Consider the following 14,833-nt stretch of genomic DNA (forward strand, 5'->3'; position numbering starts at 1 on the left):
TCGCCTAATTCCTAAGCCCTAAGCCCTCACTTGGGATTGGTCTTCTCCACCAGCTCCGACAGCTGGAAGCCGATCCGCTTCGCCTCGCGCTCCTCGGGCTTCTTGCGGGCGTCCAGCAGGACGTTGATCTGGGCGTAGTGCTGGATCAGGCGCACCGGCTTGCCCTCGTTGTTCCGTCCAAGAAACAGGATGAAGTCCGGCCCCCAGAAGCCGACATCCTCGATCTGCATCACCCCGTCGCCCGGCAGGCCGACGATGCGCGCGGCGATCTCCTCGTCCTTGTCGAGGCCCTTCTCATAGTCCTCGATCAGCTTGGACAGGCGGACGAAGGCCCACTCGGCCGGGTTCTCACGCATTCGCACGCCCTGGGTCAGGGCGGCGGCCTGCTCCGGCGTGGCGTTGGACAGGACGGGCTCGGGACAGGGCTTGTCGCCACAGTCCGAGAACATCGACGGCGGGGCGACGACGGGGGCGTCGGGTGTGGGCGCATCTGACATGCCCCCAATCTAGGGGCTGCCGTCCGCCTAGAACAGGCTGTTGCCCTTCGGGAGCTCCGCGTAACGGTGCACCCGCGTCGACAGGACCAGGCCGAAGCCGATCATCACCGTCATCATCGACGAGCCGCCATAGGACAGCAGCGGCATGGGCACGCCCACGACCGGCGCCATCCCCATCACCATCGCGCCGTTGATCAGCACGAACAGGGCGAAGAAGGCCGTCATACCCGCCGCCGAGATGCGGCCGAAATGGCTGTGCGCCAGCGAGGCGATGCGCAGGGCGATCAGGATCACTGCCACATAGCAGACGATCAGGGTGAAGGAGCCGAGGAAGCCGAACTCCTCGGACACGGTCGAGAAGATGAAGTCGGTGTGTCGCTCGGGCAGGAACTCCAGCTGGCTCTGACTGCCCAGCCCATAGCCCTTGCCCAGCAGGCCGCCCGAGCCCAGCGCGATCTTGGATTGGATGATGTTGTAGCCCGTGCCCGACGGGTCAGCCTCCGGATTCAGGAAGGTCAGCACCCGGTTGCGCTGATAGTCGTGCATGCCGAACATCACGAACGGCGGAATGATGGCGATCGCGGCGGCGATGCCCGCGGCGATGATCCGCCAGCTCAGCCCCGCCAGGAACATGATAACGGCCCCGGTCAGCCCGAGGATCATGGCCGAACCCAGGTCAGGCTGTTTGGCGATAAGGATGAAGGGAACGCCGATCATGCCCACCGGGAAGATCAGCTTCCACGACCAGCGCGCCTCCTGAGCGGTGTGGCTGTGGTACCAGCGGGCCAGGGCCAGCACGAGGCCGAGCTTCATGAACTCGGCGGGCTGGATGCGGGTGAAGCCCAGGTTCAGCCAGTTCTTCGCGCCCGCGCCCGCCGGTTCATAGCCCAGCGGCGTGAACTCGATCATCAGCACAAGGATCAACAGCACGCCATACATCGGGTAGGCCGCGCGGAACCACCATTTGGGGTGGACCATCGCCAGCCCCAGCATGACGACCAGAAGGCCGCCGAAGCGGATCAGGTGGTTGATCGCCCACGGGCTCCAACTGCTGCCCGCGATCGAATAGAGCATGGCGGCGCCGACGCCGGCGATCACGCAGATCAGGCCGATCAGGCGCCAGTCCAGCTCGGCGATCTTGGTCGTCAGCCGGTCGCGTTCGCCGGGACGGGTCAGGGCCGAGGCGGTCATTGGGGCGGCTCCAGCGTCTCGGGCGGCGGCGCGGTCTCGACGGGAGCGGCGGTGACATCGACCGGCGCCTCGGGCCCCTCGGCGGCGCCCAGCGCGCCCGCGTCGTGCGAGCCCGGATCCTCGGTCTCGGCGAAGCCGGCCTGTTCGATGCGCTGACGGATTTCCGGGTCCTTCAGCAGGGCGACGCGCATCACCTCACGGGCGCGCGGGGCGCCCGCCGTACCGCCGCCCATGCCGCCGTGCTGCACGATCACCGACACGGCGTAGCGGGGATTGTCGATCGGCGCATAGGCGATGAACAGGTTGTGGTCCTTCTCGGCCCACGGACGCCCTGCCCCCTTGCGCGAGCCTGAGCCGTAGTTGCGGGCCTGCGCCGTACCGGTCTTGCCGGCCATGCGCACCGCGCCCAGCCCCAGCTGGCTGTTGCGGAAGCCGGTGCCGCCGACGTCCGTCACCCGGTTCATGCCGTCACGCAGCACCGCCAGCATCGCCGGATCATACGGCAGGTCGCGCACGTCGCCGGACGGCGGCTGTTCGACCCCGCCCACGGACTTGATCAGCCGGGGCATGACCGCCTTGCGTCCGTTGGCCAGACGCGAGGTGTAGACCGCCAGTTGCAGGGCATTCACCGTCAGGGCGCCCTGACCGATGCCGTAGCTGGGCGTCTCGCCCGGATACCATTTGCCGTCCCCGCGCACCGGGTTCTCGCGTCGCCATTTCCGGTCGGGCACCAGCCCGGCCTTCTGGCCGTCGATGCCGATGTCGAAGGTCTGGCCGAAGCCCATGGTGCGAGCCACCTCAGCGATGGCGTCCGGCCCCATCTCGACCGCCAGCGTCATGAAGTAGACGTTGCAGGAGTTCTTGATCGCGTCCCGCATGTCCTGCGAGCCGTGGGTGGCGTGACAGGCGAAGCGGCGGCCCAGATAGAAGCCGCCGTTGCAGAAGATCCGGCGATCCGGATTGGCCCCGCGCATCAGCGCCGCCAGCCCCGTCACCGGCTTGAACGTCGAACCGGGCGCGAACACCCCGGTGATCGCCTTGTCCAGCAGCGGACGACGCTCATAGTCCGCCCAGGCGCGATAGATCCGCGACGGAACCCCGCCGACGAACAGGTTCGGATCGAACGACGGCGCCGAGACCATGCACAGGATGTCGCCGTTGCGGACGTCCATCACCACGCAGGAGCCCGCTTCCTCGCCGAACACCTCCAGCGCGCGGTTCTGGATGTCAGAGTCCAGCGTCAGGACCACGTCCTTGCCCGGCACCGCCGGACGCGAACCGCCGATGTCCTCGGCCACCACGCGACCGCGCGCGTCCACCTCGACCCGGTTGCCCCCGGCCTCGCCGCGCAGATCGGTGTCGAACGCCTTCTCCACGCCCTGACGCCCGATGCGGAAGCCCGGGTTGAACAGGATTTCCGGCACCTTGGCCCCAGTGTCCCGGATCGCCTTGATGTCGCGGTCGTTCGGCTTGGCCACATAGCCGACGACGTGGGCGAACGACCCGCCGAACGGGTAGTAGCGGGCCTCGTTCATGTCGGCCATCACGCCGGGCAGTTCGTTGGCGTACAGGTTGACCCGGGCGAACTCCTCCCAGCTCAGATCGCTCTTGACCGGCACCGGGCTGAAGCGGGGCGCGGCGTTGACCTCACGGATGATCTGCCGACGACGCTCCAGCGTGTCGGGCAGCAGGCGACCCAGCAGGTCCAGCGTCTGGTCCAGGTCCTTCGTCTCGTCCCGCACGACCAGCACGCGGAAGCTGGGCCGATTGCCGGCGATGACGGCGCCGTTCCGGTCGAGCACCCGGCCGCGCGGCGGCGGCACCAGACGGAAGTTGAACTGGTTCTGGCTGGCCAGGGTCGCGTACTGGTGCGCCTGGAACACCTGCAACTGGGCCAGGCGGCCGCCCAGCGCCAGCCCGCCCAGGGTGGTCAGGCCGCCCAGCACGAAGGTGCGGCGCAGGAACGAGCCCTGCCGCTCGTTCGGGTCCGAGAAGAAGATGGACGGTTCCGAGCTCACCTGAACCTCACATCACCGTCCTCGAACCGCTCGATCATGCGATCAGCGAACGGGAACAGCAGCAGGGTCGGGAACACCTGCCCCAGCAGCGACAGGATGGAGGGCGCATTGCCCGCCTTCAGGCCCACGATCAGATAGGCCAGCAGGAAGGCCACGCCGCAGCAGGCCGCGTACCAGACGAACAGCACCGCCGTCTCCTGACCGATCAGGAAGGCGCGCGAGCCCAGAACGACCGCATAGATGCCCAACAGGGACAGGGCCCAGACGCCCAGCGGACCGTACCAGAAGATGTCGAGGAACAGCCCCAGCGCCATCAGGACGACGGGGGCGATGATCGAAGGGCGGATCAGCGGCCAGGCGAAGGCCAGCACCATCGGGATCACCGGCTCGGGCAGGCTGAAGCCGAACAGTTCAACCGGGGTCGCCAGAACGATGGTGGCGGCGATCGTGATCAGCGCCGGAATGAAGATCCACTGCGTCGGCCCCACGACACGGACCGCGACGGGACGTCTCATTCGGTCCCTCCGGGCGCCGGAGCGGCGGGTTGGGCCGGCGGAGGCGCGGCGGTGGGACGGGGTTGAGCCGGGCGAGGTTGCGCCGGACGCGGCTGGGTCGGGGTCTGCGGCGCCGGGGCCGGGGCCGGCTGGGCCGCGCGCTGGGCCGCGCGCTGGGCGGCCGCGGCGGCGTCACGGCGGGCCTGCGCGTCGCGGATCGCGGCGGCCTGGGCCTCGGTCGCTTCCGGCAGGGTCGCCAGACCCGCCAGCGGCGGCGCGTTCAGGTCATTGCCCCCGACCAACTGGCCGAAGTCCTCGAACAGCAGGATCTTCACATAGTCGATGGCGCCGCGGTCGCTGAACAGCTTCACCCGCCACGACCCGTCGATGCCCTTGGCCGCCACCCCGATCGGCACGCCGCGCGGGAAGCCCCCGCCGTCGCCCGAGGTCAGGATGCGGTCGCCCGGCTGCACCGAGCCGACGCCGCGCACGAACTCCAGACGCGGATTGCCCGAGCCGTCGCCGGTCAGGATGGCGCGGGCGTCGGTGCGGTCCACCAGCACCGGGGTGCGGCTGGCCACGTCGGTCAGCAGCAGCATGCGGCTGACATTGCCCGAGGTCCCGACCACGCGGCCGACCAGACCGTGCTCATTGATCACCGGGTTGCCGATCTTCACTCCCTGCCCCACGCCGATGTCCAGCAGGCGGGCGTTGGAGAAGGGACCGCGCGAATCTGACACCGAGCGCGCCGTCTTCATCGGCACGTCGGGCTGCGGCTGCAGGCCCAGCATGGTCTCATAGCGGGCGTTGATGTTCTTCAGGGCGATGGCCTGGTCGCGCCACGGTTCCAGCTCGGCCAGCTCGCGCTTCAGGCGGCGGTTCTCGGACACGGCGAAGAAGTAGCCGCCGACATAGTCGCTGACATGACCGAACCAGCGCACCGGGGCGGCGAAGACGCCGCCGACCGGACCGGCCACCGTCTCCACGCCCGCGCGGGCGGGCTGGTAAGGCGAGGCCTGGGCCCGGCCGTCACTGACGATCAGCAGGACGGCGCCCAGAATGCACGCGCCAGCGGCGACCGCGGCCGTCCAGACCAGCGGCACCTTGATGTTCTCGAACGGTCCGTCGCGAAACGCCACGGCGCGCCTTCCTCAGAATAGGGAATCGGTGGGACGCCCCCGCCGATGTGCCGAGCCTATCGCAAAAACCGGGCCAGATGGGAACCGGCGGTATCCCTGTAATGACAGGGATTTGAGGTCATTTCCGTGACCGGCCCTTAAAGGGCCGAGTCCAGGACGCCCTTCATCCAGCGCGGATGCTCGAGCACGCGGCCGCAGCCGATGGCCACGCACGACAGCGGGTCATCGGCAACCGAGACCGGCAGGCCGGTGTGATCGCGGATTTCAGCGTCCAGACCGCGCAGCAGCGCGCCGCCGCCGGTCAGCATGATGCCCTTGTCAGCGATGTCCGCGGCCAGCTCCGGCGGCGTGGCTTCCAGCGCCACCTTCACGGCTTCCACGATCTGCGAGACCGGCTCGGCCAGGGCTTCAGCAGCCTGACGCTCCGAAATGCGAACCTCGCGCGGCACGCCCTGCATCAGGTCGCGGCCCTTCACGTCGATCGACAGGCCTTCGCCGTCGGCCGGGATACGGGCGGTGCCGATGTCCTTCTTGATGCGCTCGGCGGTCGTCTCACCGATCAGCAGATTATGGTTGCGACGCATGTAGCTGATGATGCTGTCGTCCATCTTGTCGCCGCCGACGCGGACCGAACGCGAATAGACGATGCCCGAAAGCGACAGCACGGCCACCTCGGTCGTGCCGCCGCCGATGTCGACGACCATCGAGCCGGTCGGCTCGTGGATCGGCAGGCCGGCGCCGATCGCGGCGGCCATCGGCTCGTCGATCAGGCCGACGCGGCGAGCGCCGGCGTTCAGGCAGCTGTCGTTGATCGCGCGGCGTTCTACGGCGGTGGCGCCCGACGGCACGCAGACGATGATCTTCGGGTTCACGAAGCCGCGGCGGTTATGCACCTTGCGGATGAAGTGCTTGATCATCTCCTCGGCGACTTCGAAGTCGGCGATGACGCCGTCACGCATGGGGCGGATGGCTTCCATGTGACCGGGGGTCCGCCCCAGCATCTGCTTGGCCTCGATGCCGACGGCATGGACGATCTTCCGTCCACCGACATTCCTCAGCGCGACCACGGAGGGCTCGTTCAGAACGATGCCCTTGCCCTTCATGTAGATCAGGGTGTTGGCGGTGCCGAGATCGATGGCGATGTCATTCGAGATCGAGCCGAATACGTGGGAGAACATGGGCCTGGGATACCGTTCGTTCGGGCCTGGAGGGCGTGCGTTTTAACTCGATCCGTTTCGGCGACGCCCCGGCTGCGCATATCCCCATACACGCCGCCTCCTGATCGTCTTCGCCTGACCGACCGATGGCCCGTTTGCCCGTGTGCGCGGGCGATTACAAGCCCCGTCAACGTTGCGTGGTCCCGGAACGGGGACAGGCTGTTCACGATAGTGTCAGTCAGCCCTTCCCCCGCCCGGCGTTCGCTCACGCGCGGCGTGGGTGAACGTCAGTCATCGGCGGCTCCGGCCGCCTTCTCGCGCCGCTTCACGAACTCGCGCACGGCCAGCATCAGGCCCAGCCAGACCACCGCCACCCCGGCCAGGATCAGCGAGGTCCAGACCCCGTCGCCCGACGCCGCCGACACCACCGCCCCGCCAAAGAAGGCGACCAGCGCGGTCTTGGGCAGGACGCCGAGCGCGCACCCGGCCAGATAGGTCCAGAAATTCGCCCGCGTCGCCCCGAAGGCCATGTTGACCACGATGAAGGGCGCCGACGGCACATTGCGGATCATGAAGCTGGCGTAGAAGGCGTTGCGCCCCACGAACCGCTTCAGCCGGTCCAGCGTCCGGCTGTCCATCCGGTCGATCAGCCGCGCGGTCGGCCCGCGTCCCAGCCAGTAGGTCACCCCCGCCGACGCCACGGTCGCCACCCAGCTGTACCAGAAGCCCAGCGACGGCCCGAAGGCGACCACGCAGGCGGCGATCAGAATGAACTGCGGCGCCCCGAAAAAGGCCGAGACCACGAACAGCACCACCGTCGCCGCGAAGGCCCAGGGACTGCCTGCATAGCCCTGCAGCCAGGCTTCCAGCTTGGCCTCCGTCGCCAGCCCCAACTGCGTCTTGCCCAGCGCCAGCAGCCCAAGCGTCGCCCCCAGCAACAGCACGGTCGCCAGCACCACCTTCCAGCGGCGGGCCTCCATGTTGAGGATGAAGTCTAGGATGCGGCGCATGGCAGGGAATTAGCAGGCGACTGGGGCCGGGGCGAGAGCCCTCACCCCGCTGGACACGTTCCCGACGGCGTCGCCCCTTCTCCCTGCCCCCAGTGCGTACGCTCAGCCTTGTCCGTCAGGCGCAGGTCGATCCGGCCGCCCGCCTTCAGCTGATCCCAGTCCAGCCACACACGGTCGAAGGCCTGACCGTTCCAGCGCGCGCCGGAGACGTATTGCACGCCCTCCCCGCTCGCGCCCGGCGCATTGATGCGCAGGGTGCGGCCCTCGCCCAGATCGATCTCGACCTGATCGAAGCGCGGCGTTCCGACCAGCATCTGTCCCGTGCCCGGCATCCCGGGATACAGGCCCACCGCGCCGAACAGATACCAGGCCGACATCGTCCCCAGATCATCGTTGCCGGTCACCCCGTTCGGCGCATTGGTGAACAGGGTCTGGGCCGCGCGGACCACCGCCGCCGTCCGGTCGGGCCGACCCAGCAGGGTGTAGATCCACGGCGTATGCATGGTCGGCTCGTTGTTCGGATTGTACCGATGCTGGCCGTAGTAGGCGTAGGGCCCCGCCACCCACTCAGCGCGGGCGCTCATGGGGTCGGCCGATATCTTGTCGAAGGCGAAGAAGCGATCCAGCCGGGCCAGCGCCCGTTCGCGGCCGCCCATGGCCTCGGTCAGGCCCGCCACATCCTGCGGGACCAGCCACTGGTACTGCCAGGCCGTGCCCTCGTGGAAGCCGTAGTGGGAGGTCGGGTCATAGGCGCCCGCCGGAGGCGTGAACCAGTCGCCGTCTTCCATGCGCGGACGCGGGAAGCCGGTGAAGTCGCTCTCGCCATCCGCCACGGACGCGTCCCAGACGTTTCGCCAGTACCCGCCCCGACGGCGCAGGATCGCCGCGTCCGCCGTCTGGCCCAGCGCCTCGCCCATGATGGACAAAGAACAATCCCCGAGCGCGTACTCCATCGTCGCCGACCCGGCGTGGTGCGGATCGGAATCCATCCCCTTGGACGGATGCGCCCGGTCGAACTGGATGTAACCGTCCGCCAGATAGTGCGGATTGCCCGCCCGACCGTCGTGGCGCGAGTTCAGCGGCGGATTGCCGAAGGCGTTGCGGCGCAGAGCCGCCCAGGCCTGCTGCTCCCGCCCCTCCAGCGCCCCGAACCGCCACAGGTCGACCATGAAGGGCGTCACCGGATCGCCGGTCATCACATTGGTCTCGAAACTGGCGTAGCCCCAGCGCGGCAACCAGCCGCCCTGCTCATCGATGGCCAGCACCGAGCGGGCGATGTCCCGCGCCCGTTCCGGTTTCAGTATGGCCAGCAACTGGTTCTGGGACCGGTAGGTGTCCCACAGCGAAAAATACTCGTGATAGGTCCAGCCGTCGGCGCGGTGGATGACGTCGTCATAGCCGCGATAGCGCCCGTCGGCGTCGCTGCCGGTCATCGGCTGCAGCAGGGCGTGATACAGGGCCGTGTAGAAGACGGCGCGGTCATCGACGCTCCCGCCCCGGATCCGCACCGAACCCAGTTCGCGCGCCCAGTCCGCCTCGGCCTGCGCCCGCATGGCGTCAAAGCCCAGCAGCTGCCCGTTTCGCTTGCCCTCGGCGTCCAGATTGCCCCGCGCCCCCGCCTGATCGACGTGCGAGATGGCGCTGACCGCCGTCACCGCCTGTCCGCCGGACAGATCAAACGTCACCCAGGCGCCGTTCCGGGGATCGTGCTCGCTCTCCATGCTGAAGCGCGCGCCCGCCGTCCCCCCAGCCTGCCCCCAGACGCCGAAGCCGGTGAAGGGGCGGTCGAACTCGATGCGGAACCAGGTCGAATACTGGTGACCGCCGCAGAAGCTCATGGTCGTCACCTTGCCCTCGACGGCACGGTCGCCGACGACGCGGATCTGGCTGCCGATGACGCGATGGCGCTCATTGGCCTGGCTGACATTGATCAGGACGTGGCCCTGCGTCTGGCCCGCCGCGAAGGTGTAGCGCTCGGCCGCCGCCCGGGTCAGGGCCGTGGCCTCCACGTCGATGCCGCCGTAGTCGGTCAGCCGGACGCGATAGTAGCCCGCGTGCCCCACCTCGCCCTCATGGGTGTAGCGGGCCGCATAGGCCTTGTGGTCGAAGCTGTTGGCCTTGGTGGTGTCGAAGGTCCCGCCCGGCGCGATGGAGCCGGTGACCGGCAGCACCGACACCTGCCCGCCCTGCTCCCAGCAGCCCGCGCCCGAGATGAAGGACCGGCCGAAGCCCCGGATCGTCTCATCGTCATAGCGATAGCCTGCATAGTGCGAGCCGATGGGGCTGACCTGAATCAGGCCGAAGGGGGCCGAGGCTCCGGGGAAGGTGTTCCCCTCGTCCCGCGTGCCGATGAAGGTGTTCACCGTCTGCGGCAGGGGCCGTTCCGTCCGCGCGGGCGCCGCCATCGCGGGCTGCATCAGCCCCAACCACGCCACGGCCGCCGCCACCGCCTGTCCGAACCGGACCGCGTTCCGCCCCCCCATCGCTTCCTCCCCGAAGCTTGATTTGTTGATCCGGTTCTAGGCGGAGGTGATGCGGCCGGGAAGCACCCGTGTTGAAAGCAAGGAACCGTAGCGTCTCGTCATTTGATCCCCCCTTCGCATCTGCGTAATGAAGGCCGCCGTTCCTCGGGAGTCGTCATGTCCAGCCTGCAGTCCTCCGCCCTCGCCCGCGTCAAGCCGTCGGCCACCCTCGCGGTGACCGCCCAGGCCCGACAGCTGAAAGCCGAGGGTCGCGACGTGATCGGCCTGGGCGCCGGCGAGCCGGACTTCGATACCCCTGAGAACATCAAACAGGCCGCCATCGACGCCATCACGCGCGGCGAGACGAAATACACCGACGCCGACGGCATGCCGCAGCTGAAGGCCGCCATCTCGGCCAAGTTCAAGCGCGAGAACGGCCTCGACTATTCGACCGCCCAGATCCACGTCGCCCCGGGCGGCAAGCCGGTCATCTTCAACGCCCTGGTCGCCACCCTGAACCCGGGTGACGAGGTCATCGTCCCCGCCCCCTACTGGGTCTCCTATCCAGACATGGTCCTGCTGGCGGGCGGCGAGCCGGTCACCGTCGTCGGTGAGGAGAAGGACGGCTTCAAGCTGCGCCCCGAGGTGCTCGAGGCCGCCATCACGCCCAAGACCAGGTGGCTGATCCTCAACAGCCCGTCGAACCCGACCGGCGCCGCCTACACCCGCGCCGAGTTGGAAGGCCTCGCCGACGTCCTGCGTCGTCACCCGCAGGTCTGGGTGCTGACTGACGACATGTACGAGCATCTGGTCTACGGCGACTTCGAATACACGACCATCGCCCAGGTCGCGCCGGACCTCTATGAGCGCACCCTGACGGTCAACGGCGTGTCCAAGGCCTACGCCATGACCGGCTGGCGCATCGGCTACGCCGGCGGTCCCAAGCCCCTGATCGACCTGATGCGCAAGGTGGCCAGCCAGACCACCTCCAACCCGACCAGCATCAGCCAGTGGGCCGCCGTCGAGGCCCTGAACGGCCCGCAGGACTTCATGGCCGAACGCCGCGCCGCCTTCGAGAAGCGCCGTGATATGGTCGTCTCGATGCTGAACCAGACGGCGGGCGTCACCTGCGCCACGCCCGAGGGCGCCTTCTACGTCTATCCGTCCATCGCCGGCCTGATCGGCAAGACGACCGAGACCGGCGTGGTCATCGACGGCGACTCCACCTTCGCCGCGGAACTGCTGACCGCCGAGGGCGTCGCGGTCGTCCAGGGCGAAGCCTTCGGCCTGAGCCCCTATTTCCGCATCAGCTACGCGACGAGCGAGAGCGTGCTGGAAGAAGCCTGCACCCGCATCCAGCGCTTCGCGGCGTCGCTAAAGTAGTCCCTTCTCCCCTCGGGGGAGAAGGCCGCGATATCAGATCATCGCCATGCCGCCGTTCACGTGCAGGGTCTGGCCCGTCACGTAAGCCGCTTCGTCCGACGACAGATAAACCGCCGCCGCCGCGATCTCGTCGCCCGTGCCCAGGCGGCCCGCCGGAATATTCTTCAGGATGGTCTCGCGCTGGGCGTCGTTCAGCACGTCCGTCATCGGCGAGGCGATGAAGCCGGGGGCGATGCAGTTCACGGTGATGCCGCGCGAGCCGACTTCCTGGGCCAGCGACTTGGAGAAGCCGATCATGCCCGCCTTGGAGGCCGCATAGTTGGTCTGGCCGGGGTTGCCGGTGACGCCGACCACGGAGGTCACGCCGATGATGCGGCCCGAGCGGCGTTTCATCATCCCCTTCATCGCGGCGCGCGACAGGCGGAAATAGCTTTCCAGGTTCACCTTGATGACCTGTTCGAAATCCTCGTCCTTCATCCGCATCAGCAGGCCGTCCTTGGTGATGCCCGCGTTGGCGATCAGGATATCCAGTGGCGAACCGGCGGCCTCCTCGGCGCGACCGATCAGGCCGTCGACCGACTCTGCGTCCGACAGGTTGGCGGCGGCCGCAAAGGCACGCTCGCCCAGTTCCTTCGCCAGGTCCTGCAGCACCGCCTCGCGGGTGCCGGACAGGATCACCGTCGCGCCTTGCGCGTGCAGGGCGCGGGCCACCGCGCCGCCGATGCCGCCGGTCGCGCCGGTCACCAGCGCCGTCTTGCCAGTCAGGTTGAACATTTTGATAGCTCCGCCATTTCGTGGGAGGGGTCTAACCGAGCCCGCGTCATATCTCCAGAAGGAACGCCCGATGGACCGAAACCGCCTCACCGCCAGCCGCCGCACCCTGCTTCTGGGCGTCGGAGCGCTCGGGTTGAGCGGCTGCGCGACCTTCGGCGGCGGCGGATCGGCCCCGACGATTCGCGGTCTGGATCGCCTGCCCCGCAGCCAGACGGTGCTGAATCGCTTCGTCATCGAGCGGAAACTGCCCGGCGTGTCGGTCGGCGTCCGCACGCCCGACGGGGATGATGTCTTCCTGCAGGCGGGGGTGCTGGCCTTCAACACCTTCGACCGGGTCACGCCCGACAGCCTGTTCCGCATCTTCTCCATGACCAAGCCGATCACCGGGACGGCGGCGGCCCTGCTGATCGAGGACGGCAAGCTGACGCTGGACACCGCGGTGGCCGACATCGTGCCCGAGTTCGCCAATCTGAAGGTCGCGACCAACCCCGAGCGCGGCCTTGACGGTCGTCCGGCCCGCGAGGTCATGACCATCCGCCACCTGCTGACCCACACCAGCGGGCTGAGCTACTCCATCGCAGGCGACGGCCCGATCCCCCGAGCCTATCGCGAGGCCGGCCTGACGCCCGGCGCCCCCGGCGGCGACACTAATCAGGTTCGCGACCTCGACGAACTGGTCCGCAAGCTGGGCGATCTGCCCCTGACCAATGAGCCGGGCGCCGCCTATCACTACAGCCTGTCGCTCGACGTCCTGGGCCTCGTCATCCAGCGCGTCTCGGGCATGGCCTTCCCAGACTTCATCCAGCGCCGCATCCTCAATCCGGTCGGCATGAGCGACACCGTCTGGCGCCTGCGCGACGGCGACGCCGCCCGCCTGATGCAGGTCTATGGCTTCAGCCGCGACGGACGCACCCCACCCGCGCCGATCCCGGGCCTCTCGGCGGAGGACTACGCCCGTCCGGTCACCCTGTACTCCGGCGGCGGCGGGCTGATCTCCTCGACCCGCGACTATCTCGACTTCCTGTCCATGCTGCTGAACGACGGCCGCGCGGGCAGGGTGCGGGTGATGAAGGCCGAGACCGCCCGCCTGATCCGCTCGGACATCCTCCCCGCCGACCTGACCGCCGAGGGCGGCGGCTACGGCTTCGGCGGCTGGGTCGCCCGTCCCGGCCACCCGCGTCAGGGCGAGTTCGGCTGGAGCGGCGCCGCGGGCACCCAGGGCTGGATCGACCCGGAAAAGGGCTTCGCCGCCACCCTGATGATCCAGGCCATGCCCTATCGCGTCGTCGACATCCTGTCGGAGCTTCGCCCAGCGCTGGACGCCGATCTGGGGATCACGAGAACAACTTGAGCCCGATCCTCATCCGTCACCCTCGGGCTTGACCCGAGGGCCGGATCGTCCGGTGCTCGGTCGTCAAAGACCCGGCCCGCTCCCGCCTCTGATCCTCGGGTCAAGCCCGAGGATGACGGGAACGGTGGCCGCCTCAGGCCTTCCCGAACACGCCCCACATCAGGGTCAGCATCAACGGCGCCCACGACAGGCCCAGCAGGACCCACGCCTCGCGCGCATCGCGGCGCCAGTAGCGGTAGGCCCCGCCCGCCACGGCCGCCAGCATGGCCAGCGCCGTCAGCGCGCCCATCAGGTCAAAGCCGCCGCGCGCCGACAGGATCAGCGTCACCCCGACATAGATCACCGGCGGGATCGCCAGCGCGACCCAGCCCGCGACCGTCAGCCAGAAGAGCGCCGCCGTCTTTGTCAAAGCGACTTGGCGAAGGCTTCCAGCTCTTCGGGCGTGTTCAGCGACAGGCTCTCGGCGTCCGGCGCGATGCGCTTGGCCATGCCGGTCAGAACCTTGCCCGAGCCGATCTCGGCGAAACGGGTCACGCCGCCTTCGGTGGCCATCCACTCCATCGACTCACGCCAGCGGACACGGCCGGTGACCTGCTCGACCAGCAGGCGGCGGATGACTTCCGGATCGCTTTCCGGGCGGGCCAGCACATTGGCCACCACCGGCACGATCGGGGCGACGATGGTCGCGGTCGCTAGGGCGGCGGCCATCTCGTCGGCGGCGGGCTGCATCAAGGGGCAGTGGAAGGGCGCCGAGACGTTCAGCGGGATCGCCCGCGCGCCCAGTTCCTTGGCCTTCTCGATGGCGCGGTCCACGGCGGCCTTCTCGCCCGAGATGACGATGTTGCCGGCGTTGTTGTCATTGGCGACCACGCAGACGCCGACTTCCGAACCGGCCTTGGCGGCTTCCTCGGCCAGAGCCAGATCGGTCTTCGGACCGATCAGCGAGGCCATGGCGCCCTGCCCCACCGGCACGGCGCGCTGCATGGCCTGACCGCGCAGCTTCAGCAGGCGGGCGGTGTCGGCCAGCGAGATCGAGCCGGCGGCGCACAGGGCCGAATACTCACCCAGCGAGTGACCGGCCACGAAGGCGGCGCGGTCCACGCCGACGCCGAACTCGACCTTCAGCACGCGGGCGGCGGCGGCCGAGACGGCCATCAGGGCCGGCTGGGCGTTCTCCGTCAGGGTCAGTTGGTCTTCCGGCCCCTCGCGCATCAGCACGGACAGCTTCTGGCCCAGCGCCTCGTCCACCTCGTTGAAGACATCACGGGCCGAGGCGAAGGCGTCGGCCAGCGCCGCGCCCATGCCGACCGACTGGCTGCCTTGGCCGGGGAACAGGAGGGCGAGGGTCATGGGTGGG

Annotated in this window: 13 protein-coding genes; 2 read left to right on the forward strand and 11 right to left on the reverse strand. The window is 68.6% G+C overall.

The annotated features are described in order from the left end of the window. Positions 1 to 26: 26 nt before the first annotated feature. The 8 genes from ACTIEF_RS07165 to ACTIEF_RS07200 form a co-directional block, all read right to left on the reverse strand. Complete coding sequence (locus ACTIEF_RS07165; protein ID WP_439471427.1) at positions 27 to 497, reverse strand: DUF6173 family protein; 471 nt, start codon at positions 495 to 497, stop codon at positions 27 to 29. 27 nt (positions 498 to 524) lie between these two features. Then, on the reverse strand, positions 525 to 1,688 hold the full coding sequence (gene rodA, locus ACTIEF_RS07170; RefSeq protein WP_439471428.1) for a rod shape-determining protein RodA: 1,164 nt from the start codon (positions 1,686 to 1,688) through the stop codon (positions 525 to 527). Beyond that, positions 1,685 to 3,706, reverse strand: coding sequence for a penicillin-binding protein 2 (gene mrdA, locus ACTIEF_RS07175; protein ID WP_439471429.1), 2,022 nt, complete (start codon positions 3,704 to 3,706; stop codon positions 1,685 to 1,687). Before mrdA ends, rodA begins: the two co-directional genes overlap by 4 nt. Then, positions 3,703 to 4,221, reverse strand: coding sequence for a hypothetical protein (locus ACTIEF_RS07180; protein WP_439471430.1), 519 nt, complete (start codon positions 4,219 to 4,221; stop codon positions 3,703 to 3,705). Before ACTIEF_RS07180 ends, mrdA begins: the two co-directional genes overlap by 4 nt. Next, a complete protein-coding gene (gene mreC / locus ACTIEF_RS07185; protein ID WP_439471431.1) occupies positions 4,218 to 5,339 on the reverse strand; it encodes a rod shape-determining protein MreC in 1,122 nt (373 codons plus the stop codon). The genes ACTIEF_RS07180 and mreC overlap by 4 nt, the downstream gene beginning before the upstream one ends. A gap of 137 nt (positions 5,340 to 5,476) precedes the next feature. Continuing rightward, the gene (locus ACTIEF_RS07190; protein WP_439471432.1) at positions 5,477 to 6,517 is read right to left on the reverse strand and encodes a rod shape-determining protein; all 1,041 of its coding nucleotides are present in this window, start codon (positions 6,515 to 6,517) and stop codon (positions 5,477 to 5,479) included. A 266-nt stretch (positions 6,518 to 6,783) separates the two neighbouring features. Beyond that, complete coding sequence (locus ACTIEF_RS07195) at positions 6,784 to 7,506, reverse strand: TVP38/TMEM64 family protein (protein ID WP_439471433.1); 723 nt, start codon at positions 7,504 to 7,506, stop codon at positions 6,784 to 6,786. 41 nt (positions 7,507 to 7,547) lie between these two features. After that, complete coding sequence (locus tag ACTIEF_RS07200; protein WP_439471434.1) at positions 7,548 to 9,989, reverse strand: GH92 family glycosyl hydrolase; 2,442 nt, start codon at positions 9,987 to 9,989, stop codon at positions 7,548 to 7,550. A gap of 156 nt (positions 9,990 to 10,145) precedes the next feature. Here ACTIEF_RS07200 and ACTIEF_RS07205 point away from each other — a divergent pair, with 156 nt between their 5' ends. Further along, positions 10,146 to 11,351 (forward strand): pyridoxal phosphate-dependent aminotransferase, encoded by a 1,206-nt coding sequence (locus ACTIEF_RS07205; RefSeq protein WP_439471435.1) that lies wholly within the window; start codon positions 10,146 to 10,148, stop codon positions 11,349 to 11,351. A 33-nt stretch (positions 11,352 to 11,384) separates the two neighbouring features. Here ACTIEF_RS07205 and fabG read toward each other — a convergent pair whose 3' ends face one another. Further along, on the reverse strand, positions 11,385 to 12,125 hold the full coding sequence (gene fabG / locus ACTIEF_RS07210; protein ID WP_439471436.1) for a 3-oxoacyl-[acyl-carrier-protein] reductase: 741 nt from the start codon (positions 12,123 to 12,125) through the stop codon (positions 11,385 to 11,387). A gap of 70 nt (positions 12,126 to 12,195) precedes the next feature. Between fabG and ACTIEF_RS07215 the strand changes: the two genes are divergently transcribed. Continuing rightward, a complete protein-coding gene (locus ACTIEF_RS07215) occupies positions 12,196 to 13,476 on the forward strand; it encodes a serine hydrolase domain-containing protein (RefSeq protein WP_439471437.1) in 1,281 nt (426 codons plus the stop codon). Positions 13,477 to 13,609: 133 nt separating this feature from the next. Here the strand turns inward: ACTIEF_RS07215 and ACTIEF_RS07220 are convergent, their stop codons facing one another. Both ACTIEF_RS07220 and fabD read right to left on the reverse strand, forming a co-directional pair. Further along, positions 13,610 to 13,885 carry a hypothetical protein gene (locus ACTIEF_RS07220; RefSeq protein WP_439471438.1) on the reverse strand — a complete coding sequence of 92 codons (276 nt, stop codon included), beginning with the start codon at positions 13,883 to 13,885 and terminating at the stop codon, positions 13,610 to 13,612. Then, entirely contained in the window at positions 13,882 to 14,826 is a 945-nt protein-coding gene (fabD, locus tag ACTIEF_RS07225; protein ID WP_376863412.1) for an ACP S-malonyltransferase, read from the reverse strand. Before fabD ends, ACTIEF_RS07220 begins: the two co-directional genes overlap by 4 nt. Positions 14,827 to 14,833: the final 7 nt, after the last annotated feature.

The sequence above is a fragment of the Brevundimonas sp. genome, assembly GCF_051858995.1.
Lineage (GTDB): Bacteria > Pseudomonadota > Alphaproteobacteria > Caulobacterales > Caulobacteraceae > Brevundimonas.